The sequence below is a fragment of the Nocardioides sp. genome (genome assembly GCF_036405735.1).
Lineage (GTDB): Bacteria > Actinomycetota > Actinomycetes > Propionibacteriales > Nocardioidaceae > Nocardioides.
Genome location: NZ_DASWXC010000095.1, coordinates 79,440 through 105,015 on the forward strand (window position 1 = coordinate 79,440; position 25,576 = coordinate 105,015).

Consider the following 25,576-nt stretch of genomic DNA (forward strand, 5'->3'; position numbering starts at 1 on the left):
AGCAGCGCCCGCGACCGAGGAACGAGGTCGCGACGGCGCGTGTCGAGACCCAGTAGCCTCAGCGAACGAGTCCCTGCACCAGCCGTTCCAGCTCGACGGCGGGATCGACCGTGATGCCGCCGTGCACCGGCCCCGGCTGCAGCACGGTGCTGCGCGGCGCCTTGAGGAACCCGAAGCGCGAGCTCTGCGTGTCACTCAGGACGCGGACGCCGTACGCCGTGGCGCGGACCGCGCCGGCATAGCCGGTATGCGCCTCGCCGGCACAGACCAGGTCGACGGCCTGCAGCGCCGCGCGCACGGCGGGCACGTCGAGCTCCGGCGCAAAGGCGCGTAGCCGGGCCTCGTCGAGGTGCCAGGCGGCGCCGAGAAACTCCCGACCGGGGCAGTAGAGCACCACGCCGACGTTGACGAACTCCTCGCGCTCCACGCGCGGCACGCAGCGCAGCACGGTGTACTGGTAGGGATGCTGGTCGGGGTGCTGGTCGGGGTGTTGGGTCATGCCGGCAGCCACCCCCGTCCGCCGTCGAGGCGGGCGCGCAGGAACGCCGCGTAGCGCGCCCGGACGGCGGCGGCGTTCTCCGCCCCGGGGACCGGCTCCAGCCACGCGTCGGGTACGGCGGCCGCGACCGCGGCCAGGACGTCGTCGCTCAGCCGCTCGGCCAACGAGGCGTCCTGCGACCGCGCCTGGGCCGTGAACGCTCGCAGCACGTGCTCAGAGGCGTCGTAGGGCTGGGCCGCGAAGCGCTCCGCGCTGGCGCTGCCACCGGGCCAGGAGTGGTGGAAGTAGAGCGAGGCCCCATGGTCGATGGCCTGCACGGTGCCGCCCCAGACCAGCAGGTTGGGATTGCGCCAGCTGCGGTCGACATTGGCGCACAGGGCGTCGAGCCACAGGATCCGCCCTGCCAGGTCGGGGTCCGGCTCGCACGCGGCGTCGTACCCGAAGGAGCCCGGCAGGAAGTCGATGCCGAGGTTGGAGCCGCTGCTGGCGTTGAGCAGGTCCTGGACCTCCTCGTCGGCCTCGTAGCGCGCGAGCTGCGGATCCAGGTCGAGCTCGACCTGGTCGGGCGTGGGGATGTCCAGGGCACGAGCCAGGCCGGCCACCACGACCTCGGCGACCAGGACGCGGAGCCCCTGGCCGGCTCCCCGGAACTTGCAGACGTAGGTGCCCAGGTCGTCGCCCTCCACGATCCCGGGCAGGCTGCCGCCCTCACGCAGCGGCGTGACGTAGCGCGTGACCGTGATCCGCGGCAGGGTCACCGCGAGCGGGATCAATGAGCCAGCCCGCCGTGGCGGTTGACCAGCGGCGGGGTCGATGACCACGGGAAGTCGATCCACCGGTCGGTGCGCTTCCAGACGAAGTCGGCGTTGATGACCGTCCACGGCTTCTCGAAGATCACCGCGGTACGGGCCTCGGCGACGTGGCCCTCGCAGAACTGGTGCACGATCTCGAGCGTCTTGCCGGTGTCGGCGACGTCGTCAGCGATCAGCACCTTCAAGCCGGTCAGGTCCACGGCCGCGGGCGTCGGCGGCAGCATGATCGGGACGTCGAGGCGCTGCTCGATCCCGGTGTAGAACTCGACGTTGACCGCGGAGAGGTTCTTGACGTCGAGGGCGTATCCCAGGCCCATCCCGAGGCCGAGCCCGCCCCGCGCGATGGAGAGCACCAGGTCGGGCTCGTAGCCGGCGTCCACCACCTGCTGGGCGATGTCGCGGACCGCGGTGCCGAAGAGCTCGTAGGTGAGGATCTCCCGGTCGGCCGGGGCGGGTGTGGTCACACCTCGGATTCTGGCACGTCGGCCATCTCGCTCCGGATCGCGGCCATCGCCAGCGAGCCGGGGTACCCCTTGCGCGCCAGCATGCCGAGCAGCCGGCGGGTGCGGACCTCGGGCGCCAGAGAGCCCATCGAGCGCAGCTTGCGACGCACCAGCGCGCGCGCCGCGGCCTCCTCCTCGGCGGGATCGATCTCGTCGAGCGCCTCACGGGCCACCTCGTCGGCCACGCCCTTGCGGCGCAGCTCCTGCGCCAGCGCACGCCGCGCGAGCGCCCGGCCCTCGGCACGACCGCGGCTGGCCACCCAGGCGCGCGCGAAGGCCGCGTCGTCGATGAGGCCGACCTCCTCGAACCGGTCGAGCAACCGGGCTGCGAGGTCGTCCGGGACGTTCTTCTTCGCCAGCCGCTCCGCCAGCTCCTTGCGGCTGCGGGCCTGCCCGGTCAGCTGGTCAAGCAGGATCTTGCGGGCGAACGCCTCGGCGTCACTTCGTGATGCCTCGTCCCCCGGCTCCTCCGGGCGGGCCTCCGGTGGCGGCGGGGTCGTCCCCTCGCCGCCACCGCGCCTGGTCCAGGCGTCGACGCCGACGCTGACATCGCCGAGCCACTCCCCTTCGACGAAGTCAGGGATGTCGCCCGGTGGTCGAGCGCCGTCGAGACTCGGCGGTCGAGCGCCGCCGAGACTCGGTGGTCGAGCGCCGTCGAGACTCGGTGGTCGAGCCTGTCGATCAGAAGTCATCGACACCGATCGGCGCGGCCGGCGCCTCGGCCTCCGGCATGTCGACCGACGGCCCCACACCGAGCTTCTCGAGGATCTTCTTCTCGAGCTCGTTGGCGAGATCGGGGTTGTCGCGCAGGAAGTTACGGGCGTTCTCCTTGCCCTGGCCGAGCTGGTCGCCCTCGTAGGTGAACCAGGCGCCGGCCTTGCGGATCAGGCCGGCCTCGACGCCGACGTCGATCAGCCCGCCCTCACGGCTGATGCCCTGGCCGTACATGATGTCGAACTCGGCCTGCTTGAACGGCGGGGCGACCTTGTTCTTGACGACCTTGACGCGGGTGCGGTTGCCGACCATGTCGGTGCCGTCCTTGAGCGTCTCGATGCGGCGCACGTCGAGGCGGACCGAGGAGTAGAACTTCAGCGCCCGACCACCCGTGGTGGTCTCCGGCGAGCCGAACATCACGCCGATCTTCTCGCGCAGCTGGTTGATGAAGATCGCGGGCGTCTTGGAGTTGTTGAGCGCCCCGGTCATCTTGCGCAGCGCCTGGCTCATCAGGCGGGCCTGGAGACCGACGTGGCTGTCGCCCATCTCGCCCTCGATCTCGGCGCGGGGCACGAGCGCGGCCACGGAGTCGATGACGATGAGGTCGAGGGCGCCGGAGCGGATCAGCATGTCGGCGATCTCCAGCGCCTGCTCACCGGAGTCGGGCTGCGACACGAGCAGGGCGTCGGTGTCCACGCCGAGCGCCTTGGCGTACTCCGGGTCGAGCGCGTGCTCGGCGTCGACGAAGGCCACCACGCCACCGGCGCGCTGGGCGTTGGCGACCGCGTGCAGGGCGACCGTGGTCTTACCGGAGGACTCCGGACCGTAGATCTCCACGACGCGGCCGCGCGGGAGGCCGCCGATGCCGAGCGCGACGTCGAGCGCGATCGCACCGGTCGGGATCACCTCCAGCGGCGCACGGGAGTCGTCGCCCAGCCGCATGACCGAGCCCTTGCCGAACTGCCGCTCGATGTTGGCGAGAGCGGCGTCCAGCGCCTTCTCGCGGTCTCCACCAGCCATGATGTTCCTTCCTTCGGAGCCCTTGGCCCCAGCCGTCTTCTTCACTTTTCCTCGTGTCGTCGTCATCAAGGCTGGACGCTAGACGCAGCCACCGACAGTGTCGGTGCGCCACCTCTGGCCCCTGTGGACCGCGTCGCCAGCGCGCCATCTGTCGCTCCACTGTAGCCCGAACAGATGTTCGATCCGGGTTGTGGGGCGACGGCGTGTCGTCGTACCTCCGGCATCGCTCGACGCGCTGCGGGAGGTCAGCGGTCGCGGGCGGGAAGGTCGAGCGCGCGCCAGACGGCGGCCCACACCTGCTTGGGCTGGACGCCGGCGTCCAGCGCCTCCCGGGCGGTGCGGCCGCCGAGCTCCGCCATGACGTACTGCTCGGCCCACACCTCGGCGTAGCCGGAGCCGAGCGCCTCGCTCATCCGGTTCCAGAACTCGGTGTGCCTCATGCCCCCATCATGGCTCGCGCCGACGACGCAGCGCTGGGCGGCCTCAGCCGGCACGCACGCCGGCGACGTCCCCGCGGTGGTGCACCACGTCGTGCAGGTGGTAGCGCCCGAGGGTCTCGACGGTGAACTCGCTGCCGTTGCTGCGGATCCCGCGTCGGCCCCACGCGTCGGGCGGCACCGCGTCGTAGGCGTCGGCCACGGCGGCGGCCGCGTCGAGCAGCTCGCGCGCGACCACCGAGGGGTCCTGCTCCGCGTACCGCCCGACGACAGCCGCCTCGTCCTGGTCCCAGTTGGGGAAGCGTGGCTCGTCCTCGGTGAGCATCAGGCGGATCCGCTCGGCGAAAATGCGGTGCACGTCCCGCACGTGGCAGGCGTACTCCAGCACCGACCACCGCCCAGCGGACGGGCGGGTCGCCGCGCCAGGAGCGCCGAGTGCGGCCTCGAAGGCGGTCGCGGTGTCGCGGACCATCGGGCCCAGCAGGTCGACGCCGACCTCGGCCGCCACGAAGCCGCACTCGGGACACGGCGCGTCGAGCACCCAGGTCCAGTCCTTGGTGTCCGGGACGATCTCGCTCTCACTGGTCACGGCGCGATCCTCCCAGCGCCCGGCGGCCGGCCGCCGTACCCGTTCCGGCCAGGCTCCGTCGAGATGGAGCCAGACCGGCGCCGGTCAGCGCGCCCGGCCGAGCCGGAGGACCTTCACGTACGACGCGTGGCCTGGCTTCGTGACGGTGACCCGCACGGCCACGGCCTCGCCCCGCAGCCGCGGCCCGATGCGGTACGCCGGCCTCGTGGTCCGCTTGACCGGCTTGCCGTCGGCCAGCCACTGGTAGGACACCGTCGCGCCTGCGGCGACCACCGGAGCGCTGACCTTCGCCACGCTGCCGATCCTCGCCGCCGCGACCGGGGCCGGGGCCTGGACGACCGGAGCGGCGTGGCGCGGCTTGCCCGGCTTCTCGGGCTTCCCCGGCTTGACCGGCTTGGGCGGCTTGACCGGCTTCTCCGGCTTGCCGGGCTTGGTGACGGGTCCGCGCGGCCCTGTCACCGTGCCGACGAGGATCTCCTGGGTGCGCGTGCGGTGGCCAGGCAGGGTCGAGACCAGCGCGACGCGCAGTACCGCGCCGGCGTACTGCCTGGCCGGGACGAAGCTGACCGTGGTGGCGACCGGCTTGCGGCGCTCGCCGGCGAACCATGCCACGGTGGTGTGGACGCTCGGGTCCGCGAAGGTGGGCAGGGTCACCGTGACCGGGGAGCCGACCACCGGGGTGGCGGTGGAGACCGTCGCCGGCGCGGTCGGCACCAGCTCCGGCAGCAGCTCGAGGGGGATCTCGCCGGTGTCGACCGTCTGACCGGCCTCGACGACGACGGGGGCTGCCAGGTGGTGTGCGGCGCGCTCCGCGGCGCGCAGGCGGACGACGTAGGTACCGGCGTGCACCGGCAGCGTGAATGCTCCTTCGGCGTTGCTCCACCGGCAGCTCCACACGTCGGGGACCGCGCCGTCCTCGCCGGCCGCGGCGGCGCAGACCTCGGCCCAGTGCAGCGGCTCGCCCGTCTCGGCAGCGACCACGGCGCCGGTGACGGCGCCCTTGAGCGGGGGCAGTGCGACCGCGACGGCCTGGCCGGCCGTGGCGTCGAAGGCGTACGCCGTGGCGAGCGCGAGATCGGACGCGTCGGCAGCCCACCGGGTCTCGTGCCCGGCGGCGCTCACCTGGATGGCGTACGGACCCGCGGGCGCGAGCAGGGTGCCGTCCAGATCGGCGTGGCCGTCGGGGTCGGTCGTGACGGTGGCGAGCGGAGCGGCGAGACCGTCCCAGTCGACCGGGTGGAGCGCCACCTCCGCGTCGGGCAGCGGCGCGTCGGTGCGCTCGTCGGTCACGGTGACGACGATGTGCCCGGGACTGGGATCGGGATCGACGGTGGCCTCGACGGCGGCGGCCGGCGCGAGCGGCGCCAGGGCGATGACGAGTGCGCTCACGAGGGCCACGGCCGCCGGTGTGCGGCGTCGGCGGGCAGGGACGGCAAGATGCATGAGGGTTCCTCCGAGAGAAGCGGTCTCCTCTCCTGTCGGCACAGGACGGTCGGTCCTGGGTGGTTCCACCACACCGATCCTTGGTCTGCGCCATCCACCGCACCCGTCGCGGCGCTGGCAGCGGGGGCGGGCGTCGGGTGTGCGTCCATATCCGCGCGCACACCGGCGGTGCGCACGCGTAGGTTTCCGCCGTGACCACGTCCCCCCACCACGGGAGCGACCCGCTCTCCTCGATCTCCTGGCCGGTGCGCACCGACCGGCTGCTGCTCCGCCGCGCGGGCGAAGCCGACCTCGACCTCATCTGGGCCTACCGCGGGCGCGACGACGTCACGCGGTGGATCTCCGCCGCGCCCGCGACGCTCTCCGACCATCGCGCCGCCTTCGTCGAGGGCGACTTCGCGCATCGCCTGGTCATCGTCGAGCGTGACGGCATCGTCGTGGGCGACGCGATGATCAAGGTCGAGGACGCCTGGGCCCAGGCGGAGGTCCGGGAGGCCGCCCGCGGCACGCAGGCCGAGCTCGGGTGGTGCTTCGACCCGGACCATGGTGGCCGCGGCTATGCGACCGAGACGGTCCGCGCCCTGGTCGACCTGTGCTTCGGACCGCTGGGACTGCGGCGGGTCTACGCCCTGTGCTTCGCCGACAACGAACCCTCGTGGCGGCTGATGGAGCGCGTCGGCATGCGCCGTGAGCAGCACCTGGTCAAGGAGTCGCTGCATCGCTCGGGCGCCTGGCTCGACGGTCTCGGCTACGCGCTGCTGGCCGAGGAGTGGCCGCCGCACCGGTAGCGGACGGGCCGGTGTCGGCACCGTGGGGAAGGATGGGGGCAGGATGGAGAGCATCGACCCGATGGCCCGCTTCAGCGCCCCGACCCGCGAGTGGTTCGGGGCGGCTTTCGCCGCGCCGACGCCCGCCCAGGTCGGAGCGTGGACGGCGATCGGTGCCGGTCGCAACGCGCTCGTGGTGGCTCCGACCGGGTCCGGCAAGACGCTGAGCGCGTTCCTGTGGGCGATCGACCGGCTGCTCACCGAGCCGGCGCCCGACAAGCAGCGGCGGTGCCGGGTGCTCTACATCTCGCCGTTGAAGGCGCTCGCGGTCGACGTCGAGCGCAACCTGCGCTCGCCGCTCACCGGCATCCGCCACACCGCCGACCGGCTCGGCGTCGCCACCGGTGACGTGCGGGTCGGAGTCCGGTCCGGTGACACGCCCGCGGCCGAGCGCCGACGGCTGACGACGTCACCGCCCGACATCCTCATCACGACGCCGGAGTCACTGTTCCTGATGCTGACCAGCCAGGCGCGGGAGGCGTTGCGTGGGGTGCAGACGGTCATCCTCGACGAGGTCCACGCCGTCGCCGGCACCAAGCGCGGCGCTCACCTGGCCCTCACGCTGGAACGGCTCGACGCACTCCTGCCGCAGCCCGCCCAGCGGGTGGGTCTCAGCGCCACGGTGCGGCCGCTGGAGGAGGTGGCGCGCTTCCTCGGCGGCACGGCCCCGGTCGACATCGTCGCACCGCCGGCCGACAAGCGCTGGGACCTGCGCGTCGTCGTGCCGGTCGAGGACATGACCGAGCCCCAAGGCGGCCCGGACGGCCCGGACGGCCAGGACGGCCAGGACGGCGCGGACGGCGGCGACGGCGGGAGGTCGCTGTGGCCCCACGTCGAGGAGCGGGTCGCCGACCTCATCGAGCAGCACCGCTCCACCATCGTCTTCGCCAACTCCCGGCGGCTCGCCGAGCGGCTGACCGCACGCCTCAACGAGATCGCCGCCGAGCGCGCCGGAGCCGAGGCAGCGACGATCATCGCGAAGGCCCACCACGGCTCGGTGTCCAAGGAGCAGCGTGCGCTGATCGAGGACGACCTGAAGTCCGGCCGGCTCCCGGCCGTGGTCGCGACCAGCAGCCTCGAGCTGGGCATCGACATGGGCGCGGTGGACCTCGTGGTGCAGATCGAGTCCCCGCCGAGCGTGGCCAGCGCCCTGCAGCGCGTCGGCCGGGCGGGGCACCAGGTGGGTGAGGTCTCGCGCGGCGTGCTGTTCCCCAAGCACCGCGGCGACCTGGCCCAGACCGCGGTCGCGGTGGAGCGCATGCGCACCGGCGCCATCGAGTCACTCGCCGTCCCGAGCAACCCCCTCGACGTGCTCGCGCAGCAGGTCGTCGCCGCCACCGCCCTGGACGCCTGGCAGGTCGACGACCTCTACGCGCTGGTCCGCCGCGCGGCGCCGTACACCTCGCTGCCTCGCAGCGCCTTCGACGCCACCTTGGACCTGCTGGCCGGGCGCTACCCCAGCGACGAGTTCGCCGAGCTGCGACCGCGGGTCGTGTGGGACCGGGTGACGGGCACCCTCACCGGGCGCCCCGGCGCCCAGCGCCTGGCCGTGACCAGCGGAGGCACCATCCCGGACCGAGGTCTCTTCGGCGTCTACCTGGTCTCGGCGGGCTCGACCCACGAGAACGCCGGTGCCGGCCGCCGGGTCGGTGAGCTCGACGAGGAGATGGTCTACGAGTCGCGCGTCGGCGACGTCTTCGCCCTCGGCGCGACCAGCTGGCGCATCGAGGACATCACCCATGACCGGGTGCTGGTCACCCCGGCGCCGGGTGTCCCCGGCCGACTGCCGTTCTGGAAGGGCGACAGCCTCGGCCGGCCGGCCGAGCTCGGCGCGGCCATCGGCGCCCTCACACGCGAGCTCGCCGCGTTGCCCGCGGGCCGTGCCGAGGAGCGTGCGCGCGAGGGCGGTCTCGATGCCTGGGCGGCGGCCAACCTCGTCGGCTACGTCCGCGAGCAGGCCGAGGCGACCAAGGTGCTGCCCAGCGACACCACCCTGCTGGTCGAACGCTTCCGCGACGAGCTCGGCGACTGGCGGCTGGTCGTGCACTCCCCCTACGGCACCCCCGTGCACGCACCCTGGGCGCTCGCCATCAACGCACGGCTGCGGGAGCGTCTCGGTGTCGACGGTCAGGCCGTCGCCAGCGACGACGGCATCGTGATCCGCATCCCCGACACCGACGCGGAGCCGCCCGGAGGCGACCTGGTCGTCTTCGAGCCGGGCGAGATCGAGGACATCGTGACCACGGAGGTCGGCGGCTCGGCGCTGTTCGCCAGCCGGTTCCGCGAGTGCGCCGCCCGTGCGCTGCTGCTGCCCCGGCGCGACCCGGGCCGCCGGTCCCCGCTGTGGCAGCAGCGACAGCGCTCGGCGGCACTGCTCGAGGTCGCCTCGCAGTACCCCTCCTTCCCGATCGTCCTGGAAGCCGTGCGCGAGTGCCTGCGAGACGTCTACGACCTCCCCAGCCTCGTCGCGCTGCTGCAGCGGGTCGAGCGCCGGGAGGTGCAGGTGGTCGACGTGGCGACGCAGCAGCCGTCGCCGTACGCCCGCACCCTGCTGTTCGGCTACGTCGCCCAGTTCATGTACGAAGGCGACTCCCCCATCGCCGAGCGCCGCGCCGCCGCGCTGTCACTCGACCAGGGGCTGCTGGCGGAGCTGCTCGGCCGTGCCGAGCTGCGCGAGCTCCTCGACCCCGCCGTCCTGGCCGAGCTCGAGGAGGAGCTGCAACGGCGCGTGCCGGAGCGCAGGGCGCGCGGCACCGAGGGCGTCGCCGACCTGGTCCGGATGATCGGCCCGCTCAGCACCGAGGAGATCCTCGAGCGGTCCTACGACGGCGAGCAGGCGATCTCGGAGCTGGCCGCCGCCCGGCGCATCGTCGAGGTGCGGATGGCCGGCGAGGAGCGCTGGGCGGTCATCGAGGACGTCGCCCGGCTGCGGGACGGGCTCGGGGTGCCCGTCCCGCCCGGCACGCCCTCGGTCCTGACCGAGCCGGTCGAGGACCCGGTCGGAGACCTCGTGGGTCGTTACGCCCGCAGCCACGGGCCGTTCACCGCCGACGAGGTGGCCCAACGCCTCGGCCTCGGCAACGCGGTCGTGCGTCACACCCTGGAGCGGCTCGCCGCCCGGGGGCGCGTGCTCGACGGGGAGTTCCGCCCGGCGGGGTCCGCCGACTTCCTGGGCGGCGAGGAATGGTGTGACGCGGAGGTGCTGCGCACGCTGCGCCGCCGCTCGCTGGCGCGGCTGCGCAAGGAGATCGAGCCGGTCGAGCCCACCACGCTCGCTCGCTTCCTGCCCGCGTGGCAGGCGGTCGCGGCCAGCAGCGGCCGAGGTCGCCTCCACGGCGTCGACGGCGTGCTCACCGCGATCGACCAGCTCGCCGGGGCTCCGGTGCCGGCCAGCGCGCTGGAGCCGCTGGTGCTCGCGGCGCGAGTGAGCGACTACGAGCCGGCGTACCTCGACGAGCTGACCGCCTCCGGCGAGGTCCTGTGGTCCGGCCACGGCGCGCTTCCCGGCTCCGACGGCTGGGTGTCGCTGCACCTCGCCGACAGCGCCGACCTGACGCTGCCCGAACCGGCCCTCCTGGAGCACTCCGAGCTCGCGCAGTCGGTCCTCGACGCGCTGGAGCCCGGCGGTGCGTGGTTCTTCCGGCAGCTCAGCGACAACATCGGCAGCACCGACGACCCGGCGCTGGCGCAGACGCTGTGGGACCTGGTCTGGGCGGGCCGGGTCAGCAACGACACCCTCACCCCGCTGCGGGCCCTGACCCGCACCGGCACGCCGACCCACCGCAGCCGCCGGCCGCCGCCGCGCATCCGCACGGCCGGGAGCCGGCCCCGGATGCCCGTGCGCACCGGACCGCCCGAGACCGCCGGACGATGGTCGCTGCTCCCGCCGATCGACCGCGACCCGACGCGCCGGGCGCACGCCGCGGCCGAGCGGCTGTTGGACCGGCACGGCATCGTCACCCGCGGTGCCGCCGTGAGCGAGCGGACGCCGGGCGGGTTCGCGGCGGTCTACAAGGTGCTCGCGGCCTTCGAGGAGTCCGGTCGCTGCCGCCGGGGCTACTTCATCGAGGGCCTGGGCGCCGCCCAGTTCGGCACCGCCGGCGCCGTCGACCGGCTGCGCACCTTCGCCGTCCCGCCGGGCTCGTCATCGGACGACCACAAGCCGACCGCCGTCACGCTGGCGGCCACCGACCCGGCCAACCCCTACGGCGCCGCGCTGCCGTGGCCGGCCCCGACGGGCGCCGGCGAGGGCGACGGCGGTGGCCACCGCCCCGGCCGCAAGGCCGGCGCGCTCGTCGTACTCGTGGACGGCGCGCTCGCGCTCTATGTCGAGCGAGGCGGCAAGACCCTGCTGACCTGGTCTGAGGACCCCGCCGTCCTCACCCCGGCGGCCGCCGGGCTGGCCGAGGCCGTGCGCCGCGGGGCGCTGGGCAGGCTGACGGTCGAGAAGGCCGACGGCGCCCAGCTGCTCGGGGGTGGGGAGACGCCGCTGCGACAGGCGCTGCAGCTGGCCGGGTTCGTGCCCACGCCTCGCGGCCTGCGGATGCGCGATGCCCGAGGGTGACTCCGTGCTGCGCACCGCGCGCCGGCTCGACACCGCCCTGACCGGCAAGGTGCTGACGAGCACCGACGTGCGGGTGCCGCGGTTCGCGACCACCGACCTCGCCGGCGAGACGGTCATCGGCACCGTGGCGCGCGGGAAGCACCTGCTGACCCGGATCGGCGAGCGGTGGACGCTGCACACGCACCTGAAGATGGAGGGCACCTGGGTGGTGCTCGGCCCGGGCCAGCGCTGGCCCCGGCCGGCCCACACCGCACGTGTGGTGCTGACGGCCGGTGACACGCAGGCGGTCGGCTTCGCGCTCGGCATCACCGAGCTGCTCCCCCGCGACCGGGAGCGGGACGCCGTCGGCCACCTCGGACCGGACCTGCTGGGCGAGGACTGGGACGAGCAGGAGGCCGTACGCCGCCTGCTGACCCATCCGGAGGAGCCGGTCTTCGACGCGCTGCGCGACCAGACGAGCCTGGCAGGACTCGGCACGATCTGGGCGGCCGAGACCTGCTTCACGATGGGCCTGCATCCGCTCGTGCCGGTCGCGGCGGTGCCCGACCTGGTCCGCACCGTCCGGGTCGCCCGGCTCAAGCTCCGGCAGGCGGCCGACGGGCGCGGGCGCGCCGCACCCCTGGCGGTCTACGGGCGGCAGCGGGCCGCCTGCCGTCGCTGCGGCACGCCGGTCGCGGCGCTGGAGACCGGCCCGCAGGGGCAGCAGCGCACGGCGTACTTCTGCCCGGCGTGCCAGCCGGAGCGCGTGCCGTAGGTCAGGCGGCGGAGGCGACGACGTCGCCGGCCGTGCGGACCGCGACGGGGATCGGCGTGGGGAGCGTGGCGGCCTCCTCGACGGCGACCGCGTCGGAGACCTCACGCAGGACGTCGGACAGCCGCACGTCGAGGGCGCTGCACAGGGAGGCGAGCAGCTCGGAGGAGGCTTCCTTCTGGCCGCGCTCGATCTCGGAGATGTAGCCCAGGCTCACGCGCGCCTCGGCGGAGACCTCCCGCAGCGTCATCCCGCGCTCCATCCGCTGCGCGCGCAGCACGTCGCCGAGAAGCCGGCGGAACAGCACCATGCGGACTGCCTCCCTCGTCATCGGGGTCATCGGGGGTGTGCGGGTTGTGTCCACGCTACCCGAGTCACTGGCCACAACGCCCGCAACCCCGTCCGGTTATTCCGCGACGGCGAGCTGGGCGCCCTCCGCCTCGATCAATCGGGCCTCCAGCGCCGACAGCGCTGCGGTGCAGGCCTCCTCCTGGATGTTCGTCCGGTTCCCGCTCAGGCTGAGCGGAACCGAGCCGACGAAGCCGGGCCCGGCGACGCCGATGTACACCGTCCCGACCGGCTGGTCCTCCTGCGGCTCGGGTCCGGCGACACCGGTGGTGGCCAGGCCGTACGTCGCTCCGGTGAGAGCGCGCACTCCGCTGGCCATTGCCTCGGCGCACTCGGGCGAGACGACCCCGTGGTCGGCCACGAGGTCCTCGGACACGCCGAGCATCGCCACCTTGAGCTGGGTCGCGTAGGTGACGGCGCCGCCGAGGTAGGTCTCCGAGGCGCCGGGGACGTCGGTGAGCCGCGTGGCGAGCCGGCCCCCCGTGAGCGACTCGGCCGTCGCGACGGTGGCGCCCTCCGCGCGCAGCAGCAGGTGCACACGCTGGCCGAGCCCGACGGTGCCGGAGGACCCCGGGGAGCCTGAGGAGGCTGTCATGGTCCCGATCGTAGACAGCCGCCCGAACCGACCGGGGGCTGCTGGGACGGTCAGGCCGACCGCAGGGCGTGCCGCTGACCCCACACGCCGGCGAAGAACTGCCAACCGGACCACAGCGTGAGCACGACAGCCACGGCCAGCGTGGCTTGGAAGCCGTAGAAGAGGACCTCGCCGGGGACCTGGGCCCACGAGGGCAGGTCGTCGTCCCGCAGCGGCACGCACAAGCCGGCCAGCGCGACCGCCTGCACGCTGGTCTTGACCTTGCCGAGCTGGTCGGCGGGGATCACGACCCGCTTGAGGATCGAGAGCCGCAGCAGCGTGACGCTCCACTCGCGCAGCAGGACGACGATGGTCACCCACCACCAGATGTCGCCCACGATCGACAGTCCGACGAAGGCCATTCCGGTGATCGCCTTGTCCGCGATCGGGTCCGCGATCTTGCCGAAGTTGGTCACCAGGTTGTGCTTGCGGGCCAGGTCGCCGTCGATCTTGTCGGTGACCATGGCGACGAAGAACAGCGCGTAGGCCACCAGCCGCCACGTGGCGTCCTCGCCACCGTCCACCAGCAGCGCGGCCCCGAAGAACGGCACCATCAGGATCCGCAGCGACGTGAGCAGGTTGGGCACGTTCCAGTTGCTGGGCCGGGTCTGCGTCATGTCAGATCGCCTTCGCGATCAGGTCGACGCCGTCGGTCGCGACGACCTCGGCCCGGACCAAGTCGCCGACCTGGGCGTCCCGGCCGAGCAGCGAGGTGGTGCCGTCGACCTCGGGGCCCTGGTGGGCGGCCCGGCCGACGACAGTGACATCGGGGCCGTCGGGGCCATCGGAGACGGACTCCACGAGGACGTCGACGTACTCCCCGATCCGCTCCTCCGCGCGCTGGGCGTTGAGCTCCTCCACGAGCCCCTGCACGTGCTCGAAGCGGGCCCGCACCTCGTCCTCGTCGAGCTTGAGCGCCGCGTCGAAGCCGGCCGCCTCGGTGCCGTCCTCGTCGGAGTAGCCGAAGACGCCGGTGACGTCGAGGCGCGCTGCGACGAGGAAGTCGCACAGGATCTCCAGGTCCGCCTCCGTCTCGCCGGGGAAGCCGACGATGACGTTGGAGCGGACGCCCGCCTCGGGCGCCAGGGCACGAACCTGGTCGAGCAGGCCGAGGAAGCTGTCGGGGTCGCCGAACCGCTTCATCCGCCGCAGCACGGCGTTGGAGGCGTGCTGGAACGACAGGTCGAAGTACGGCGCCACGCCCGGCGTGGTCGCGATGCGCTCGATCAGCCCGGGACGGGTCTCGGCGGGCTGCAGGTAGGACACCCGCACTCGCTCGATGCCGTCGACGGCGGCCAGCTCGGGCAGCAGCGTCTCGAGCAGCCGCAGGTCACCGAGGTCCTTGCCGTACGACGTGGAGTTCTCGCTGACCAGGAACAGCTCCTTCACGCCCTGCTGGGCCAGCCACTGCGCCTCGTGCAGCACGTCGCTGGGCCGGCGGCTGACGAACGAGCCGCGGAACGTGGGGATCGCGCAGAACGTGCAGCGACGGTCACAGCCGCTGGCCAGCTTGAGCGGCGCCCAGGGCGCGTCGTCGAGCCGGGCACGGACCTCGGAGAAGGCGGCGACCTCTCCCCCGCCGGCCGAGCCCGTCGAGACCCCGGGCACCGAGATGGCGCTCGCGTCCCGCTCGACGGGTGAGATCGGCAGCAGCAGTCGGCGGTCCTGCGGGGTGTGGGCGTGGTGCGTCTCGCCGCCGACGATCGCGCGCAGCTTCGCGGCGATATCGGGGTAGTCGTCGAAGCCGAGCACGGCGTCGGCCTCGGGCAGCGAGTCGGCGAGCTCCTTGCCGTACCGCTCCGCCATGCAGCCGACCGCGACGACCGCCTGCGCCTTGCCACCGTTGTCGGCCGACGCCTTGAGATCGGCCGCCTCGAGCAGCGTGTCGACGGAGTCCTTCTTGGCCTGCTCGACGAAGCCGCAGGTGTTGACCACCACCGTGTCGGCCTCGGCGGGATCGGCGACGAGCCGGAACCCGCCCGCCTGGAGCCGACCGGCCAGCTCCTCGGAGTCGACCTCGTTGCGGGTGCACCCGAGGGTCACCATCGCGACGGAGAGGAGTGGCTGGGTGTCAGTCGTCATGTTGCGTCGAGGATAGTGCGGGCCACCCCGGCCCGGCGAAACCCGACCGGTCGCCTCGGCCGCGGTCAGGCCGGTCGGCTCCCCGGCTTGACCGCCAGCACCGGGCAGTGCGCGCCGAGGAGCAGCCGCTGCGCGACGCTGCCCATCAGCAGCTTCCCGACCGGCGTACGACGGCGCAGCCCCACCACGATCATCCGGGCGTCGAGCTCGTCGGCGACCGCCAGCACCTGCTCGGCCACGTCAGGGCCGATGCCCTGCCGCACCTCGTGCGGCACGTCGAGGCCCGCCAGCCGGTCCTCGAGCGCGGCGAGCGAGTCGGCGCCGGCGTACCGGTCGTCGACCAGGGCGTCGCCGCGGGTGCCGTTCACCACCGCGACGCCCGCGTCCCGACCGCGGGCCTCGGCGATGCCATGCTCGAGCGCAGCCTCCCCGAACTCGTCGGGCGTCCATGCCACCACGATCCAGCCGCTCATCGCGCCACCGCCTCCGTCGTCGTCAGGTCCGAGCCGTCGCCACCGTCGCCGCGCCGGCCCTGCCACCACGACAGCAGCGGGCGGCCGACGAGGAAGAGCACGATGACGACGTAGATGCCGACGGCGAGCGGCTCGTCGACCAGGCCGCCGTAGTCACCGCCCGAGATCGCCATCGCCTCGCGCAGCTTGGTCTCCATGAGCGGGCCGAGGATGACGCCGAGGATCAGCGGCAGCACCGGCAGGCCGAAGCGCCGCATCGCCAGTCCGAGCAGACCGAAGGCGAGCAGCAGCCCGATCGCGAACGGGTCCTGGTTGGTGGCGTAGGCGCCGAGGCAGGCGAAGAAGATGATGCCGGCGTACAGCTGCGGGCGCGGGATCCGCAGCAGCCTGGCCCACAGGGGCGCGAGCGGCAGGTTGAGCACCAGCAGCAGCGCGTTGCCGATCAGCAGGCTGGCCAGCAGCGTCCACACCAAGTCGGAGTGGTCGGTCATCAGCTGCGGGCCGGGCTGGATGCCGTAGCCCTGCAGCGCCGACAGCATCACCGAGGCCGTGGCCGTCACCGGCAGACCGAGCGCCAGCATCGGCACGAACATGCCGGCGGCCGAGGCGTTGTTGGCGGCCTCCGGGCCGGCGACGCCCTCGATGGCGCCCTTGCCGAACTCGTCGTGCTTGGCGAAGCGCCGCTCGGTGACGTAGGACAGGAACGTCGGGATCTCCGCGCCACCCGCCGGCAGCGCGCCGAACGGGAAGCCGTAGGCGGTGCCGCGCAGCCATGGTGCCCACGAGCGCCGCAGGTCGCGCTTGCCCAGCCACGGCTGTCCCACCGGGATGACCCGCACCGGACGGCGGCGCAGGTGGGCGGCCACCCACAGCGCCTCGCCCAGGGCGAAGATGCCCACGGCGACCACGACGATGTCGAGCCGGTCGACCAGCTGGGTGATGCCGAGCGTCAGGCGCGGCTGGCCGGTGTTGAGGTCGAGGCCGACGAGCCCGACCGTCAGCCCGATGAACAGCGCGGCGAACCCGCGCAGCGGCGAGGCGCCGAGGACCGACGTCGTCATCACCAGGGCGAGCACCATGAGCGCGAAGTACGACGGCGCGCCGATGTCGACGGCGACCTCCGCCAGCGACGGGGCGAAGAACGCGACCAGCAGCGTGCCGATCGTGCCCGCTACGAACGAGCCGACCGCGGCCGTGGCCAGCGCCTGCGCGCCGCGGCCGGCCCGCGCCATCAGGTTGCCCTCGAGCGCGGTCATCACCGACGCGGACTCACCCGGGGTGTTGAGCAGGATCGAGGTCGTCGAGCCGCCGTACATGCCGCCGTAGTAGAGGCCGGCGAACATGATGAAGGCCGCGGTCGGCTCCAGCCCGTAGGTCACGGGCAGCAGCAGCGCGATCGCCATCGCAGGGCCGATGCCGGGCAGCACGCCGACGAAGGTGCCAAGCAGCACGCCGATCGCCGCGTAGAGCAGGTTCTGCGGCGAGGCAGCGGCCTCAAGGCCGGTCCAGAGCAGGTCGAGGTTGTCCATCACGCGTCGCCTCTCACAGGATTCCGTCGAGGACGCCGGGCGAGAGCGGGATGCCCAGGCCGACGAAGAAGCCGTACCAGCTCGCCACGGCGAGCACGAGGCCCACCAGCACGTCATGGATCGTGGTGCGGCTGCCGAGCGCCCAGGCGGCACCGGCGAACAGGACCGCGCCCGTGACCGCCCAGCCGAGCAGGTTGACGGTCGCGATCGTGAACAGGACGACACCCACGAGCTTGGCGACGGTGAGCCAGTCGGCCGGCTCGGTCAGGTCGACGTCCTCGCCCGCCTCCGGCTCGGGGCGCGAGCCGCGCGCCGTGGCGATCGCCAGCAGCACGCCGACGAGGGCCAGACCGGCACCGATGACGTAGGGGAACACGCGCGGGCCGACGGGATCGGCGAAGCCGACGTCGAGCCGGCTGCCGTCGAGCACCGTGTAGGCGCCCGCGACGACCATCGCGGCGGCGAGGAGGTACTGCGCCCGGTCGGTGCCACCTGACGAGGTGGCACCGGACGGGGTGGGGGCGGAGGTGCTCACAGCAGATCCAGCTCCTTCAGGGTGGTCGCCACCCGCTCGTCCTGCTCAACCAGGAAGCGCTCGAACTCGTCGCCGGTCGCGAAGGCGTCGGCCCAGCCGTTGTCGGCCAGTGCCTGGCGCCACTCCGACGAGTCGTGCATGCGGGCGAGGTAGTCGATGAGCTCGGCCCGGCGCTCCTCGGAGATCCCCGGAGGAGCCACCACGCCGCGCCAGTTGGTGAAGACGAAGTCGATGCCGCTCTCCGTGAGCGTCGGCACATCGGCGATCGCGGGGCTGTCGACCCGCTCCTCGCCCGAGACCGCGAGCGCCCGGAGCTCGCCGGCCTCGATCTGGCCCTCGAACTCGGCCAGGCCGGAGAAGCCGACCTGGATCTTGTGGCCCAGCAGCGCGCTGGTGAGCGGGCCGCCGCCGTCGTACGCCACGTAGGTGACCTCACGCGGGTTGATGCCGACCGCCTTGGCGAGCTGCATGGGGAACAGGTGGTCCGGACCGCCCGGCGAGGAGCCGCCGCCGACCACGATCGAGGACGGGTCGGCCTGCCAGGCCGCCACCAGGTCCTCGATGGTGCGGTACGGCGAGTCGCCCGGGACCAGCACGCCCTCCTGCTCTTCGATCAGCTGCGCGATCGGGGTCGCGTCGTGCGGCCGGGCGTCGACCCCGAAGGAGTACGTCGAGCCGACGACGCCGAGGCCGAGGGTCATGAGCAGGTTCTCGTTGCCCTCCTCCCCCATCAGCCTCGACATCGCGACGGACCCGCCGGCGCCCAGGATGTTGGTCACCTGGATGTCGCCGCCGGTGATGTCGTCGCGCTCGAGCACGCCCACCGCGGCCCGACCGGTCTGGTCGTAGCCACCGCCGGGGCTGTTCGGGATCCACATGTCGAGGTCGCGGGAGTCGTCGCCCCGCGTCACCCCGCAGCCGCACAGCACGGCTGCGAGCGTCGTGGCGAGGGCGACCACGGCCAACCGGCGTGCGCGCCGGTGGCGTGACGGTGCTGTCGTCGTCGACAAGCGCTGCCTCCAGACTTGGTGTGTGATGTCGGTACGGGCCGCCGGCCCGGACGCCTCGCGCGTCCTGTGCCGATGCTCACAGCAGCCGGTGACGGCCGTCACTCTTAGGCAACCAAAGGAGGTAGTGGAACTTGTGGTCACGTCCGGCCACGCGTCGCCGGCACCTCTCTCTTGCAGGGCAGTTCCTCGTCCTGCAGCTCGCCGTGCTGCTGGTCGTGCTGGTCGTCACCAGCGTCGTGTCGCTGCGGCAGAGTGACGCCGACTTCCGGGACTCGCGCGAGGACCGTCTGCGCGCCGCCGCGGAGAGCCTCGCCGGAATCCCCGCGGTCCGGGACGGCCTGCTCGAGCGCAGCGGCATGGCCGCGCTCTCCTTCTACCTCCAGACCCGGCGCGCCGACGTCGGGGCGAGCGACGCGTACCTCACCGACCTGGACGGCCGTGTGCTGGTCGCCACCGACCCCACCCGCGTGGGCGAGACGCTGCCCCTCGGCGGCCCCGCCGAGCGGGCGTGGAGCGGTGACATCGACGACGTGGGTGGCCGGGCCATCGCCGCCCAGGTGCCGGTGTACGCCGGCGGCGACGCCGCTCCTGCCACACGGACGGCACCGGCGCCGGTCGGCGTCGTGGCCGTCACCGAGGACTATCCGCCGCTGACCGAGCGGCTCGCCCACGTCCGGGCCGACGTCGTCGCCGTCCTCGGCAGCGGCCTCGCCCTGGGTCTGCTGGGGTCGTGGCTGCTGGCGCGCCTGATCAAGCGGCGCACGCGCGGCCTGGAGCCTGCGGAGATCGCGGCGCTGGCCGACCACCGCGAGGGACTGCTCCGGTCGATCCGGGAGGGCGTCGTCGCGGTGGGCACGGACGGGCGGATCTCGCTGATGAGCGACAGCGCCCGTGAGCTCCTCGGCCTGGCCGAGGACCCCACCGGGCGGCGGCTCGACGACCTGCCGGTCGGCTCCGACGTCCGTGAGCTGCTGCGGGGGCCGGACGAGGTGCGCGACGCGGTGCTGGTCGCCGGCGCCCGGGTCCTGGTGCTCAACCGCAACCGCGTGCTGCACGACGGCCGGCCGGCCGGCACGGTCACCACGCTGCGCGACCGCACCGAGCTGCTCACGCTCCAGAGCGAGCTCAACGCGCGCGAGAGCATCACCGACACGCTTCGGGCGCAGACCCACGAGTTCAGCAACCACCTGCATACGATCTCGGGGCTGATCCAGCTGCAGGAGTACGACGAGGTCGCGCGCTTCGTCGACGGTCTGACCCGTCGGCGCGCTGCGCTCAGCGACTTCGTCACCGCGCGCGTCGGCGACCCGGCCGTCGCCGCGCTGCTGATCGCCAAGGGCAGCGTCGCCGCCGAGCGACGGGTGGCCCTCGACCTCGACGAGGACAGTGCCCTGCCGCGCCTGGATGCCGACCTGGCCGCCGACGTCGGCACCGTGGTCGGGAACCTGGTCGACAACGCCGTCGACGCGGCGTACGCCGGTGCGACCCGGCCCGCCCGCGTGCTGGTGCATGTCGGCCTGGCCGAGCCGGGCCCCGACGTCGTCATCCGGGTGGCCGACACCGGCGCCGGTGTGGCGCCGGAGCGCGTCGCCGAGCTGTTCCGGCGTGGCTACAGCACCAAGCCGGGCGGCCCGAGCGGGCGCGGGGTCGGGCTGGCGCTCGTGCGGGTGCTGGCGGAGGGTCGCGGCGGGTCCGTGACGGTGCACAATGACGAGGCGCTCGGCGGCGCCGTCTTCACCGTGCGGCTCCCGGTGGCGCCCTGGGCCACGGTCCGGACCGACCCAGCAGTTGAGCCACGACCTGAGCCACGACCTGAGGAGGAGCGCGCGTGAGCCTCGGAGTCCTCGTCGTGGAGGACGACTTCATGGTCGCCTCGATCCACACCCGGTTCGTCGAGCGGATACCGGGCTTCCGGATCCTCGGCGTGGCCTCCACCGGAGAGCAGGCGCTCGCCGACATCGCGCGCCTCACGCCCGACCTGGTGCTGCTCGACGTCCACCTGCCCGACGTCAGCGGGACCGAGGTGCTCCGTCGGCTGCGCGGCGCCGGCAACGACGTCGGCGTCATCGTGATCACGGCGGCGCGCGAGGCCGACACGGTGCGGGCGGCCGCGGCCGCCGGCGCGGCGCACTACCTGGTCAAGCCGTTCGCGTTCGAGGACCTCGCCGAGCGGCTCGACGCCTTCCGCCGGGCACACGAGGCGCTCCGCGGGCTGCAGCGGCCGGGGCAGGCCGACATCGACGCGGTCTTCGCGCGACAGCCCTCGGTCCGCGACCAGCTGCCGAAGGGACTCAGCAACGAGACCGCCGAGGCCGTGCTCGCCGCGCTCGGGGACGGCGCCGAGCTCAGCGCCGCCGAGTGCGCCGCAGCGGTCGGCATCAGCCGGGTGAGCGCGCGGCGCTACCTCGAGCACTTCAGCAGCGTCGACCGGGTCGCCGTACGGCTCAACTACGGGACGTCCGGACGCCCCGAGCGGCGCTATCGGCTCCGGACCGCCGCGGGCACCTGACGCTGCTCCCCGCGACACGCCGCAGGCGTGTGAGAGGCGTCAGGTGCCCGGGGCGGATCAGTCGACGGTGAACGTCCGCTGGGCCTGCTCGCCGGTGGCGCCGAGCGGGACGCCCTGCCCGCCGTCGACGGCGACGGTCGCCGAGCCGTCGGAGGACTGCACCCGCACCGGCGGGGAGGCCTTGAGCAGCTTGGTCTCGCCAAACGCCAGGTCACCGGTGTAGACGATGGTGCCGCCACCGTCGCGTACGACGACGTGGGCACCGCCGCCCGCCGCGGTGATCGACACCGGGACGGGCGCCGGGAGGTTGCCGTAGGGGTTGGTCGTGCCCTGCGAGCCACTGCCGAGGCTGGGCGCCGGTGGCGGCGTGGTGGCCGAGCCGTCGAAGACCAGGCGCGCGATCGACCAGGCCAGCACGACCGCCATCACGGCGGCGACGAGCACCGACCAGTTCGGGCCGCCCTTCATGCGCCGGATCGGGCCGCCGGCGCCGGTGGCCAGCTCGGCCTCGAACACGCGGCGGGGGTTGATCGGCGCGTCGGCGTACGTCGCGTCGTAGGTCCGCAGCAGCGGTGCGGCGTCCACGCCGAGCACCCGGCCCAGCGTCCGCAGGTGGCCGCGGGCGTAGAAGTCACCGCCGCACGGCCCGAAGTCGTCGACCTCGATGGACTCCAGCACGTGGGGGCGGATCCGGGTCCGCTCGGCGAGCTGGTCGATGCCGAGGCCGAGCCGCGTCCGCGCCGCGGCCAGCTCGGGGCCGATCACCGGCTCGACGGCCGGCGTCGCGCCGAGCCCGTCGATGACGATCGGCTCGACGGCCTCGCCGGGGCGGGCGATCGGCGTGATGCCCGCCCAGTCGACGTCGCGCGCAGGACGGAGCTGGTCGGCCTCCGGCAGGCGGCTCGCCGTGCCGTCCTCGGCATCGGCGGTGTCGAGCTTGAGCGCGTTCGCGCCAATCGTGTAGTCGCGGGTCAGGTCGCGGGTGACTTCGGCACGGACGGCCGCGATCGGCTGTCGCAGCGGCGACGGCGTCGGGCTCGCGAAGACCGGTCGCTCGGCGGTGTCGGTCATCGGGTCGGCGACCGGGTCGGGGGTCTCGACGACGCCCTCGCCTAGCGGCTCCGGCTGCTCGACCGACGAACGCTCGTCGGACAGATCGTCCTCCGCGAGGGGGTCGATCTCGACGATCGTCGCGGCGTCGCCGGCCAGGTCGGCGAGGCGGATCGACAGCTGGCCGCTGCCACCGGTCACGGCGGTGCCGAGTCCGAGCGGGAGGGCGAACGGCGCGCCATAGAGCCGGCGAGCGACCGCGGCCTGGCGTCGTCCGGCGGACCCGAGCGCGGCCACGTGGCGGTCCTCCTCGACCGGGAGCACGACGAGCCGGCCGTCGCGCCACCACGAGCGTCGCGGCAGGTGCTCGACCTCGTCGATCTCGTTCCAGCGCAGGCCGGTCCAGGAGCCGCCGAGGCGGATCCGGACGCCGTGGGCGTCGGCGAGCAGCACCGGCGTCCGCGCGTCCCAGGCGGTGAAGAGCTGGTAGCCGGCCAGCGCCGCCAGCACGATCCCCAGCGCCAGGTCGAGCGCGCCGGAGCCGCGCACCAGGAACGCGACGGCCAGCACGGCCGCCAGCCCGCCGGTGACGGCCGCGAGCCGGCCGTTGCGGTGGATCTCGACAGGCTCGATCGACGAGGTCGGCTCGATCAACGAGGGCGGCTCGATCGACGAGGTCGGCTCGGTCATGATCTCGGTCTGCTCGGTCACAGCTCCCCCTGCAGTGTGGCGATGACGCTGTCCAGCTCGTCGGGCTTCACGAGGACGTCGCGCGCCTTGGAGCCCTCGCTGGGCCCGACCACGCCGCGGCTCTCCATGATGTCCATCAGGCGACCCGCCTTCGCGAAGCCGACGCGCAGCTTGCGCTGCAGCATCGACGTTGAGCCGAACTGGGTGGTGACGACCAGCTCGATGGCCTGCACGACGAGCTCGAGGTCGTCGCCGATGTCGTCGTCCAGCTCCTTTTTGGACGCGGCCGGCGCGGTGACGTCCTCGCGGTAGGACGGCTCCAGCTGGCTCTTGCACGCCTTCACGACCGCGGCGATCTCGGCCTCCGAGACCCAGGACCCCTGGACGCGGATCGGCTTGGAGGAGCCCATCGGGAGGAACAGCCCGTCACCCTGTCCGACGAGCTTCTCGGCGCCGGGCTGGTCGAGGATGACGCGGCTGTCGCCGAGCGACGAGGTGGCGAACGCGAGCCGCGACGGCACGTTGGCCTTGATCAGGCCGGTGACCACGTCGACCGACGGCCGCTGCGTGGCGAGCACCAGGTGGATGCCGGCGGCACGGGCCAGCTGGGTGATGCGGACGACGGAGTCCTCGACGTCGCGCGGGGCGACCATCATCAGGTCGGCGAGCTCGTCGACGATGACGAGGAGATAGGGGTACGGCGCGAGCTCCCGCTCGCTGCCCGGGGGCACCTGCACCTTGCCGGCCCGCACCGCCTTGTTGAAGTCGTCGATGTGGCGGAAGCCGAAGTTGGCCAGGTCGTCGTAGCGCATGTCCATCTCGCGCACGACCCAGGCCAGCGCCTCGGCGGCCTTCTTCGGGTTCGTGATGATCGGGGTGATCAGGTGCGGGACGCCCTCGTAGGCGTTCAGCTCGACCCGCTTGGGGTCGACCATGATCATCCGGACCTCGTCCGGCGTGGCCCGCATCAGGATCGAGGTGATCAGCGAGTTGATGAACGACGACTTGCCGGATCCGGTGGCGCCGGCCACCAGCAGGTGCGGCATCTTCGCCATGTTCGCGACGACGAAGCCGCCCTCGACGTCCTTGCCGAGGCCGGCGACCATCGGGTGGTGGTCGTTGCGCGCGATCGTGGAGCGCAGCACGTCACCGAGGGAGACGATCTCCTTGTCGGTGTTCGGGATCTCGATGCCGATGGCGGACTTGCCCGGGATCGGGCTGAGGATGCGGACGTCGGCGCTGGCCACCGCGTAGGCGATGTTCTTGCTCAGCGCGGTGACCTTCTCGACCTTCACCGCCGGGCCGAGCTCGACCTCGTAGCGGGTGACCGTCGGGCCCCGGGTGTAGCCGGTGACCTGGGCGTCGATGCCGAACTCCTCCAGCACCCGGGTCAGGCTGCCCACGACGTCGTCGCTGGCCTGCGAGCGCGCCTTGTGGGGCGAGCCGGCCTTCAGCAGGTCGTTGCCGGGCAGCGTGTAGGTGACGTCGCCGGCGAGCGTCAGCTGCTCGACGCGCTGCGGCAGCGGCGTGTGCGGGGGCGGCTCGAGCTCGCCCTTCTCCTCGACCGGCTCGGCCGTGGCGCCCGGCCTGCGGCGCGACACGGTCGGCTCCGGCACGGCGGCAGCAGCGACCGCGGCAGCAGCCGTCGGGACCTCGTCGGCGAAGAGCGCAAGACCGAGGTCGCCGTCCGCGGTGCCCTCCTCGAGCGCCACGTCGAGGGCGTCCTTGCGACGGCGGCGCCGCTTGGCGATCTCGCGCTCGGCGAGCACGGGCGAGTCGTACGCCGGGTCGCCCATGTCCGGGTCGATGAAGCTGTCCTCGAGGGCGGCGTCCTTGGCCTTCCGGCCACGCCGCCCGATGGGCTGGGTGTCGTGCGGGCCGACCTCGTAGGCATCGCCGAGGTCGTCGTGGTCGTCGAGGTGCTCGCGACCCAGCGCCCGGTCCCGGATCGCGGCGAGCTTCTCGGGGACCTGGTAGAGCGGGGTGGAGGTGACGACCAGCACGCCGAAGAAGGCGAGCAGCAGCAACAGCGGCACGACGACGTAGGCGGACCGGAGCAGGTCGAGCAGCAGCGCGCTGACGACGTACCCGACCGCGCCGCCGGCGGTCTGCAGGGACTCGGCGTTGCCGCCCTGGGGCTGCGGGTTGCCGTTCGCGATGTGGACGATGCCGAGCACCCCGAGCGACAGTGCGGACCATCCGATCACCTGACGGCCAGCGGGACCGTTGCCGACCGGGTCACGCATGGTGCGGGCGGCGACGTAGACCAGCGCGAGCGGGACCAGCCAGCCCACCTTGCCGACCGAGCCGGTGACCAGGGCGCCCACGAAGCCGAGCACGCCGCCGTCGATCTGGAACCAGACCGCGCCGGCCACGACCAGCGCGAGGCCCAGCACGAACAGGCCGGCGCCGTCGCGGCGGTGCTCCGGCTCGAGCTCGCGCGCACCGTGACCGATGCTGCGGGCCAGTGAGCCGATGCCGTTGGCGACGGCGAGCCAGACCGCGGCCACGCCGCGGAAGAGCGCGAGGAAGAGGCTGGCGATCGGCCCGCGCCCGG

23 protein-coding genes are annotated in these 25,576 nt (G+C 73.3%); 5 read left to right on the forward strand and 18 right to left on the reverse strand.

Going from position 1 to position 25,576, the window contains the following annotated elements; genetic code table 11:
* Positions 1 to 58: 58 nt before the first annotated feature.
* The 8 genes from VGE38_RS15410 to VGE38_RS15445 form a co-directional block, all read right to left on the reverse strand.
* Positions 59 to 499, reverse strand: a complete 441-nt coding sequence (locus VGE38_RS15410) for a DUF3037 domain-containing protein (protein WP_331143435.1) — start codon at positions 497 to 499, stop codon at positions 59 to 61.
* The gene (locus tag VGE38_RS15415) at positions 496 to 1,257 is read right to left on the reverse strand and encodes a HipA family kinase (protein ID WP_331143436.1); all 762 of its coding nucleotides are present in this window, start codon (positions 1,255 to 1,257) and stop codon (positions 496 to 498) included. The genes VGE38_RS15410 and VGE38_RS15415 overlap by 4 nt, the downstream gene beginning before the upstream one ends.
* Before the next feature lie 11 nt (positions 1,258 to 1,268).
* Complete coding sequence (locus VGE38_RS15420; RefSeq protein ID WP_331143437.1) at positions 1,269 to 1,775, reverse strand: phosphoribosyltransferase; 507 nt, start codon at positions 1,773 to 1,775, stop codon at positions 1,269 to 1,271.
* Entirely contained in the window at positions 1,772 to 2,506 is a 735-nt protein-coding gene (locus VGE38_RS15425; protein WP_331143438.1) for a regulatory protein RecX, read from the reverse strand. The genes VGE38_RS15420 and VGE38_RS15425 overlap by 4 nt, the downstream gene beginning before the upstream one ends.
* Positions 2,496 to 3,551, reverse strand: a complete 1,056-nt coding sequence (recA, locus tag VGE38_RS15430) for a recombinase RecA (RefSeq protein WP_414690978.1) — start codon at positions 3,549 to 3,551, stop codon at positions 2,496 to 2,498. The genes VGE38_RS15425 and recA overlap by 11 nt, the downstream gene beginning before the upstream one ends.
* A gap of 242 nt (positions 3,552 to 3,793) precedes the next feature.
* Complete coding sequence (locus VGE38_RS15435; RefSeq protein ID WP_331143440.1) at positions 3,794 to 3,988, reverse strand: DUF3046 domain-containing protein; 195 nt, start codon at positions 3,986 to 3,988, stop codon at positions 3,794 to 3,796.
* 43 nt (positions 3,989 to 4,031) lie between these two features.
* The gene (locus tag VGE38_RS15440) at positions 4,032 to 4,574 is read right to left on the reverse strand and encodes a DinB family protein (RefSeq protein ID WP_331143441.1); all 543 of its coding nucleotides are present in this window, start codon (positions 4,572 to 4,574) and stop codon (positions 4,032 to 4,034) included.
* A gap of 84 nt (positions 4,575 to 4,658) precedes the next feature.
* Positions 4,659 to 6,017 (reverse strand): MSCRAMM family protein, encoded by a 1,359-nt coding sequence (locus VGE38_RS15445; protein ID WP_331143442.1) that lies wholly within the window; start codon positions 6,015 to 6,017, stop codon positions 4,659 to 4,661.
* A gap of 191 nt (positions 6,018 to 6,208) precedes the next feature.
* Between VGE38_RS15445 and VGE38_RS15450 the strand changes: the two genes are divergently transcribed.
* The 3 genes from VGE38_RS15450 to VGE38_RS15460 are packed head-to-tail and all read left to right on the forward strand — an operon-like array spanning position 6,209 to position 12,162.
* Entirely contained in the window at positions 6,209 to 6,805 is a 597-nt protein-coding gene (locus VGE38_RS15450; RefSeq protein WP_331143443.1) for a GNAT family N-acetyltransferase, read from the forward strand.
* A gap of 43 nt (positions 6,806 to 6,848) precedes the next feature.
* Positions 6,849 to 11,408 (forward strand): ATP-dependent helicase, encoded by a 4,560-nt coding sequence (locus tag VGE38_RS15455; protein WP_331143444.1) that lies wholly within the window; start codon positions 6,849 to 6,851, stop codon positions 11,406 to 11,408.
* Positions 11,395 to 12,162, forward strand: a complete 768-nt coding sequence (locus tag VGE38_RS15460) for a DNA-formamidopyrimidine glycosylase family protein (protein ID WP_331143445.1) — start codon at positions 11,395 to 11,397, stop codon at positions 12,160 to 12,162. Before VGE38_RS15455 ends, VGE38_RS15460 begins: the two co-directional genes overlap by 14 nt.
* A gap of 1 nt (position 12,163) precedes the next feature.
* Here the strand turns inward: VGE38_RS15460 and VGE38_RS15465 are convergent, their stop codons facing one another.
* From VGE38_RS15465 to VGE38_RS15500, 8 genes are all read right to left on the reverse strand, one after another.
* Positions 12,164 to 12,469 (reverse strand): helix-turn-helix domain-containing protein, encoded by a 306-nt coding sequence (locus VGE38_RS15465; protein WP_331143459.1) that lies wholly within the window; start codon positions 12,467 to 12,469, stop codon positions 12,164 to 12,166.
* A 96-nt stretch (positions 12,470 to 12,565) separates the two neighbouring features.
* Positions 12,566 to 13,102 carry a CinA family protein gene (locus VGE38_RS15470; protein ID WP_331143446.1) on the reverse strand — a complete coding sequence of 179 codons (537 nt, stop codon included), beginning with the start codon at positions 13,100 to 13,102 and terminating at the stop codon, positions 12,566 to 12,568.
* Between the two features lie 50 nt (positions 13,103 to 13,152).
* Positions 13,153 to 13,758: a CDP-diacylglycerol--glycerol-3-phosphate 3-phosphatidyltransferase gene (gene pgsA / locus VGE38_RS15475; RefSeq protein ID WP_331143447.1), complete on the reverse strand. Its 606-nt coding sequence runs from the start codon at positions 13,756 to 13,758 to the stop codon at positions 13,153 to 13,155.
* A 1-nt stretch (position 13,759) separates the two neighbouring features.
* Positions 13,760 to 15,223 carry a 30S ribosomal protein S12 methylthiotransferase RimO gene (gene rimO, locus VGE38_RS15480; protein ID WP_331143448.1) on the reverse strand — a complete coding sequence of 488 codons (1,464 nt, stop codon included), beginning with the start codon at positions 15,221 to 15,223 and terminating at the stop codon, positions 13,760 to 13,762.
* A gap of 65 nt (positions 15,224 to 15,288) precedes the next feature.
* Positions 15,289 to 15,696, reverse strand: a complete 408-nt coding sequence (locus VGE38_RS15485; RefSeq protein WP_331143449.1) for a universal stress protein — start codon at positions 15,694 to 15,696, stop codon at positions 15,289 to 15,291.
* Positions 15,693 to 17,225 (reverse strand): tripartite tricarboxylate transporter permease, encoded by a 1,533-nt coding sequence (locus VGE38_RS15490; RefSeq protein WP_331143450.1) that lies wholly within the window; start codon positions 17,223 to 17,225, stop codon positions 15,693 to 15,695. Before VGE38_RS15490 ends, VGE38_RS15485 begins: the two co-directional genes overlap by 4 nt.
* A gap of 13 nt (positions 17,226 to 17,238) precedes the next feature.
* On the reverse strand, positions 17,239 to 17,760 hold the full coding sequence (locus VGE38_RS15495; RefSeq protein ID WP_331143451.1) for a tripartite tricarboxylate transporter TctB family protein: 522 nt from the start codon (positions 17,758 to 17,760) through the stop codon (positions 17,239 to 17,241).
* Entirely contained in the window at positions 17,757 to 18,719 is a 963-nt protein-coding gene (locus tag VGE38_RS15500) for a Bug family tripartite tricarboxylate transporter substrate binding protein (RefSeq protein WP_331143452.1), read from the reverse strand. Before VGE38_RS15500 ends, VGE38_RS15495 begins: the two co-directional genes overlap by 4 nt.
* A 182-nt stretch (positions 18,720 to 18,901) precedes the next feature.
* Between VGE38_RS15500 and VGE38_RS15505 the strand changes: the two genes are divergently transcribed.
* Both VGE38_RS15505 and VGE38_RS15510 read left to right on the forward strand, forming a co-directional pair.
* Positions 18,902 to 20,602 carry a sensor histidine kinase gene (locus VGE38_RS15505; protein ID WP_331143453.1) on the forward strand — a complete coding sequence of 567 codons (1,701 nt, stop codon included), beginning with the start codon at positions 18,902 to 18,904 and terminating at the stop codon, positions 20,600 to 20,602.
* On the forward strand, positions 20,599 to 21,279 hold the full coding sequence (locus VGE38_RS15510) for a response regulator (protein WP_331143454.1): 681 nt from the start codon (positions 20,599 to 20,601) through the stop codon (positions 21,277 to 21,279). Before VGE38_RS15505 ends, VGE38_RS15510 begins: the two co-directional genes overlap by 4 nt.
* 57 nt (positions 21,280 to 21,336) lie before the next feature.
* Here VGE38_RS15510 and VGE38_RS15515 read toward each other — a convergent pair whose 3' ends face one another.
* Complete coding sequence (locus VGE38_RS15515) at positions 21,337 to 23,040, reverse strand: helix-turn-helix domain-containing protein (protein ID WP_331143455.1); 1,704 nt, start codon at positions 23,038 to 23,040, stop codon at positions 21,337 to 21,339.
* Positions 23,037 to 25,576: DNA translocase FtsK (locus VGE38_RS15520; protein WP_414690974.1), on the reverse strand; the 2,540-nt coding region annotated here is incomplete at its 5' end. The genes VGE38_RS15520 and VGE38_RS15515, both read right to left, overlap by 4 nt.

Coding starts and splice junctions, on each gene's coding strand:
- VGE38_RS15485 (WP_331143449.1), bottom strand. CDS start 15,696: ATGAGCGGCTGGATCGTGGTGGCATGGACGCCCGACGAGTTCGGGGAG.
- VGE38_RS15435 (WP_331143440.1), bottom strand. CDS start 3,988: ATGAGGCACACCGAGTTCTGGAACCGGATGAGCGAGGCGCTCGGCTCC.
- VGE38_RS15445 (WP_331143442.1), bottom strand. CDS start 6,017: ATGCATCTTGCCGTCCCTGCCCGCCGACGCCGCACACCGGCGGCCGTG.
- VGE38_RS15460 (WP_331143445.1), top strand. CDS start 11,395: ATGCCCGAGGGTGACTCCGTGCTGCGCACCGCGCGCCGGCTCGACACC.
- rimO (WP_331143448.1), bottom strand. CDS start 15,223: ATGACGACTGACACCCAGCCACTCCTCTCCGTCGCGATGGTGACCCTC.
- pgsA (WP_331143447.1), bottom strand. CDS start 13,758: ATGACGCAGACCCGGCCCAGCAACTGGAACGTGCCCAACCTGCTCACG.
- VGE38_RS15455 (WP_331143444.1), top strand. CDS start 6,849: ATGGAGAGCATCGACCCGATGGCCCGCTTCAGCGCCCCGACCCGCGAG.
- VGE38_RS15425 (WP_331143438.1), bottom strand. CDS start 2,506: ATGACTTCTGATCGACAGGCTCGACCACCGAGTCTCGACGGCGCTCGA.
- VGE38_RS15470 (WP_331143446.1), bottom strand. CDS start 13,102: ATGACAGCCTCCTCAGGCTCCCCGGGGTCCTCCGGCACCGTCGGGCTC.
- VGE38_RS15410 (WP_331143435.1), bottom strand. CDS start 499: ATGACCCAACACCCCGACCAGCACCCCGACCAGCATCCCTACCAGTAC.
- VGE38_RS15490 (WP_331143450.1), bottom strand. CDS start 17,225: ATGGACAACCTCGACCTGCTCTGGACCGGCCTTGAGGCCGCTGCCTCG.
- VGE38_RS15465 (WP_331143459.1), bottom strand. CDS start 12,469: ATGGTGCTGTTCCGCCGGCTTCTCGGCGACGTGCTGCGCGCGCAGCGG.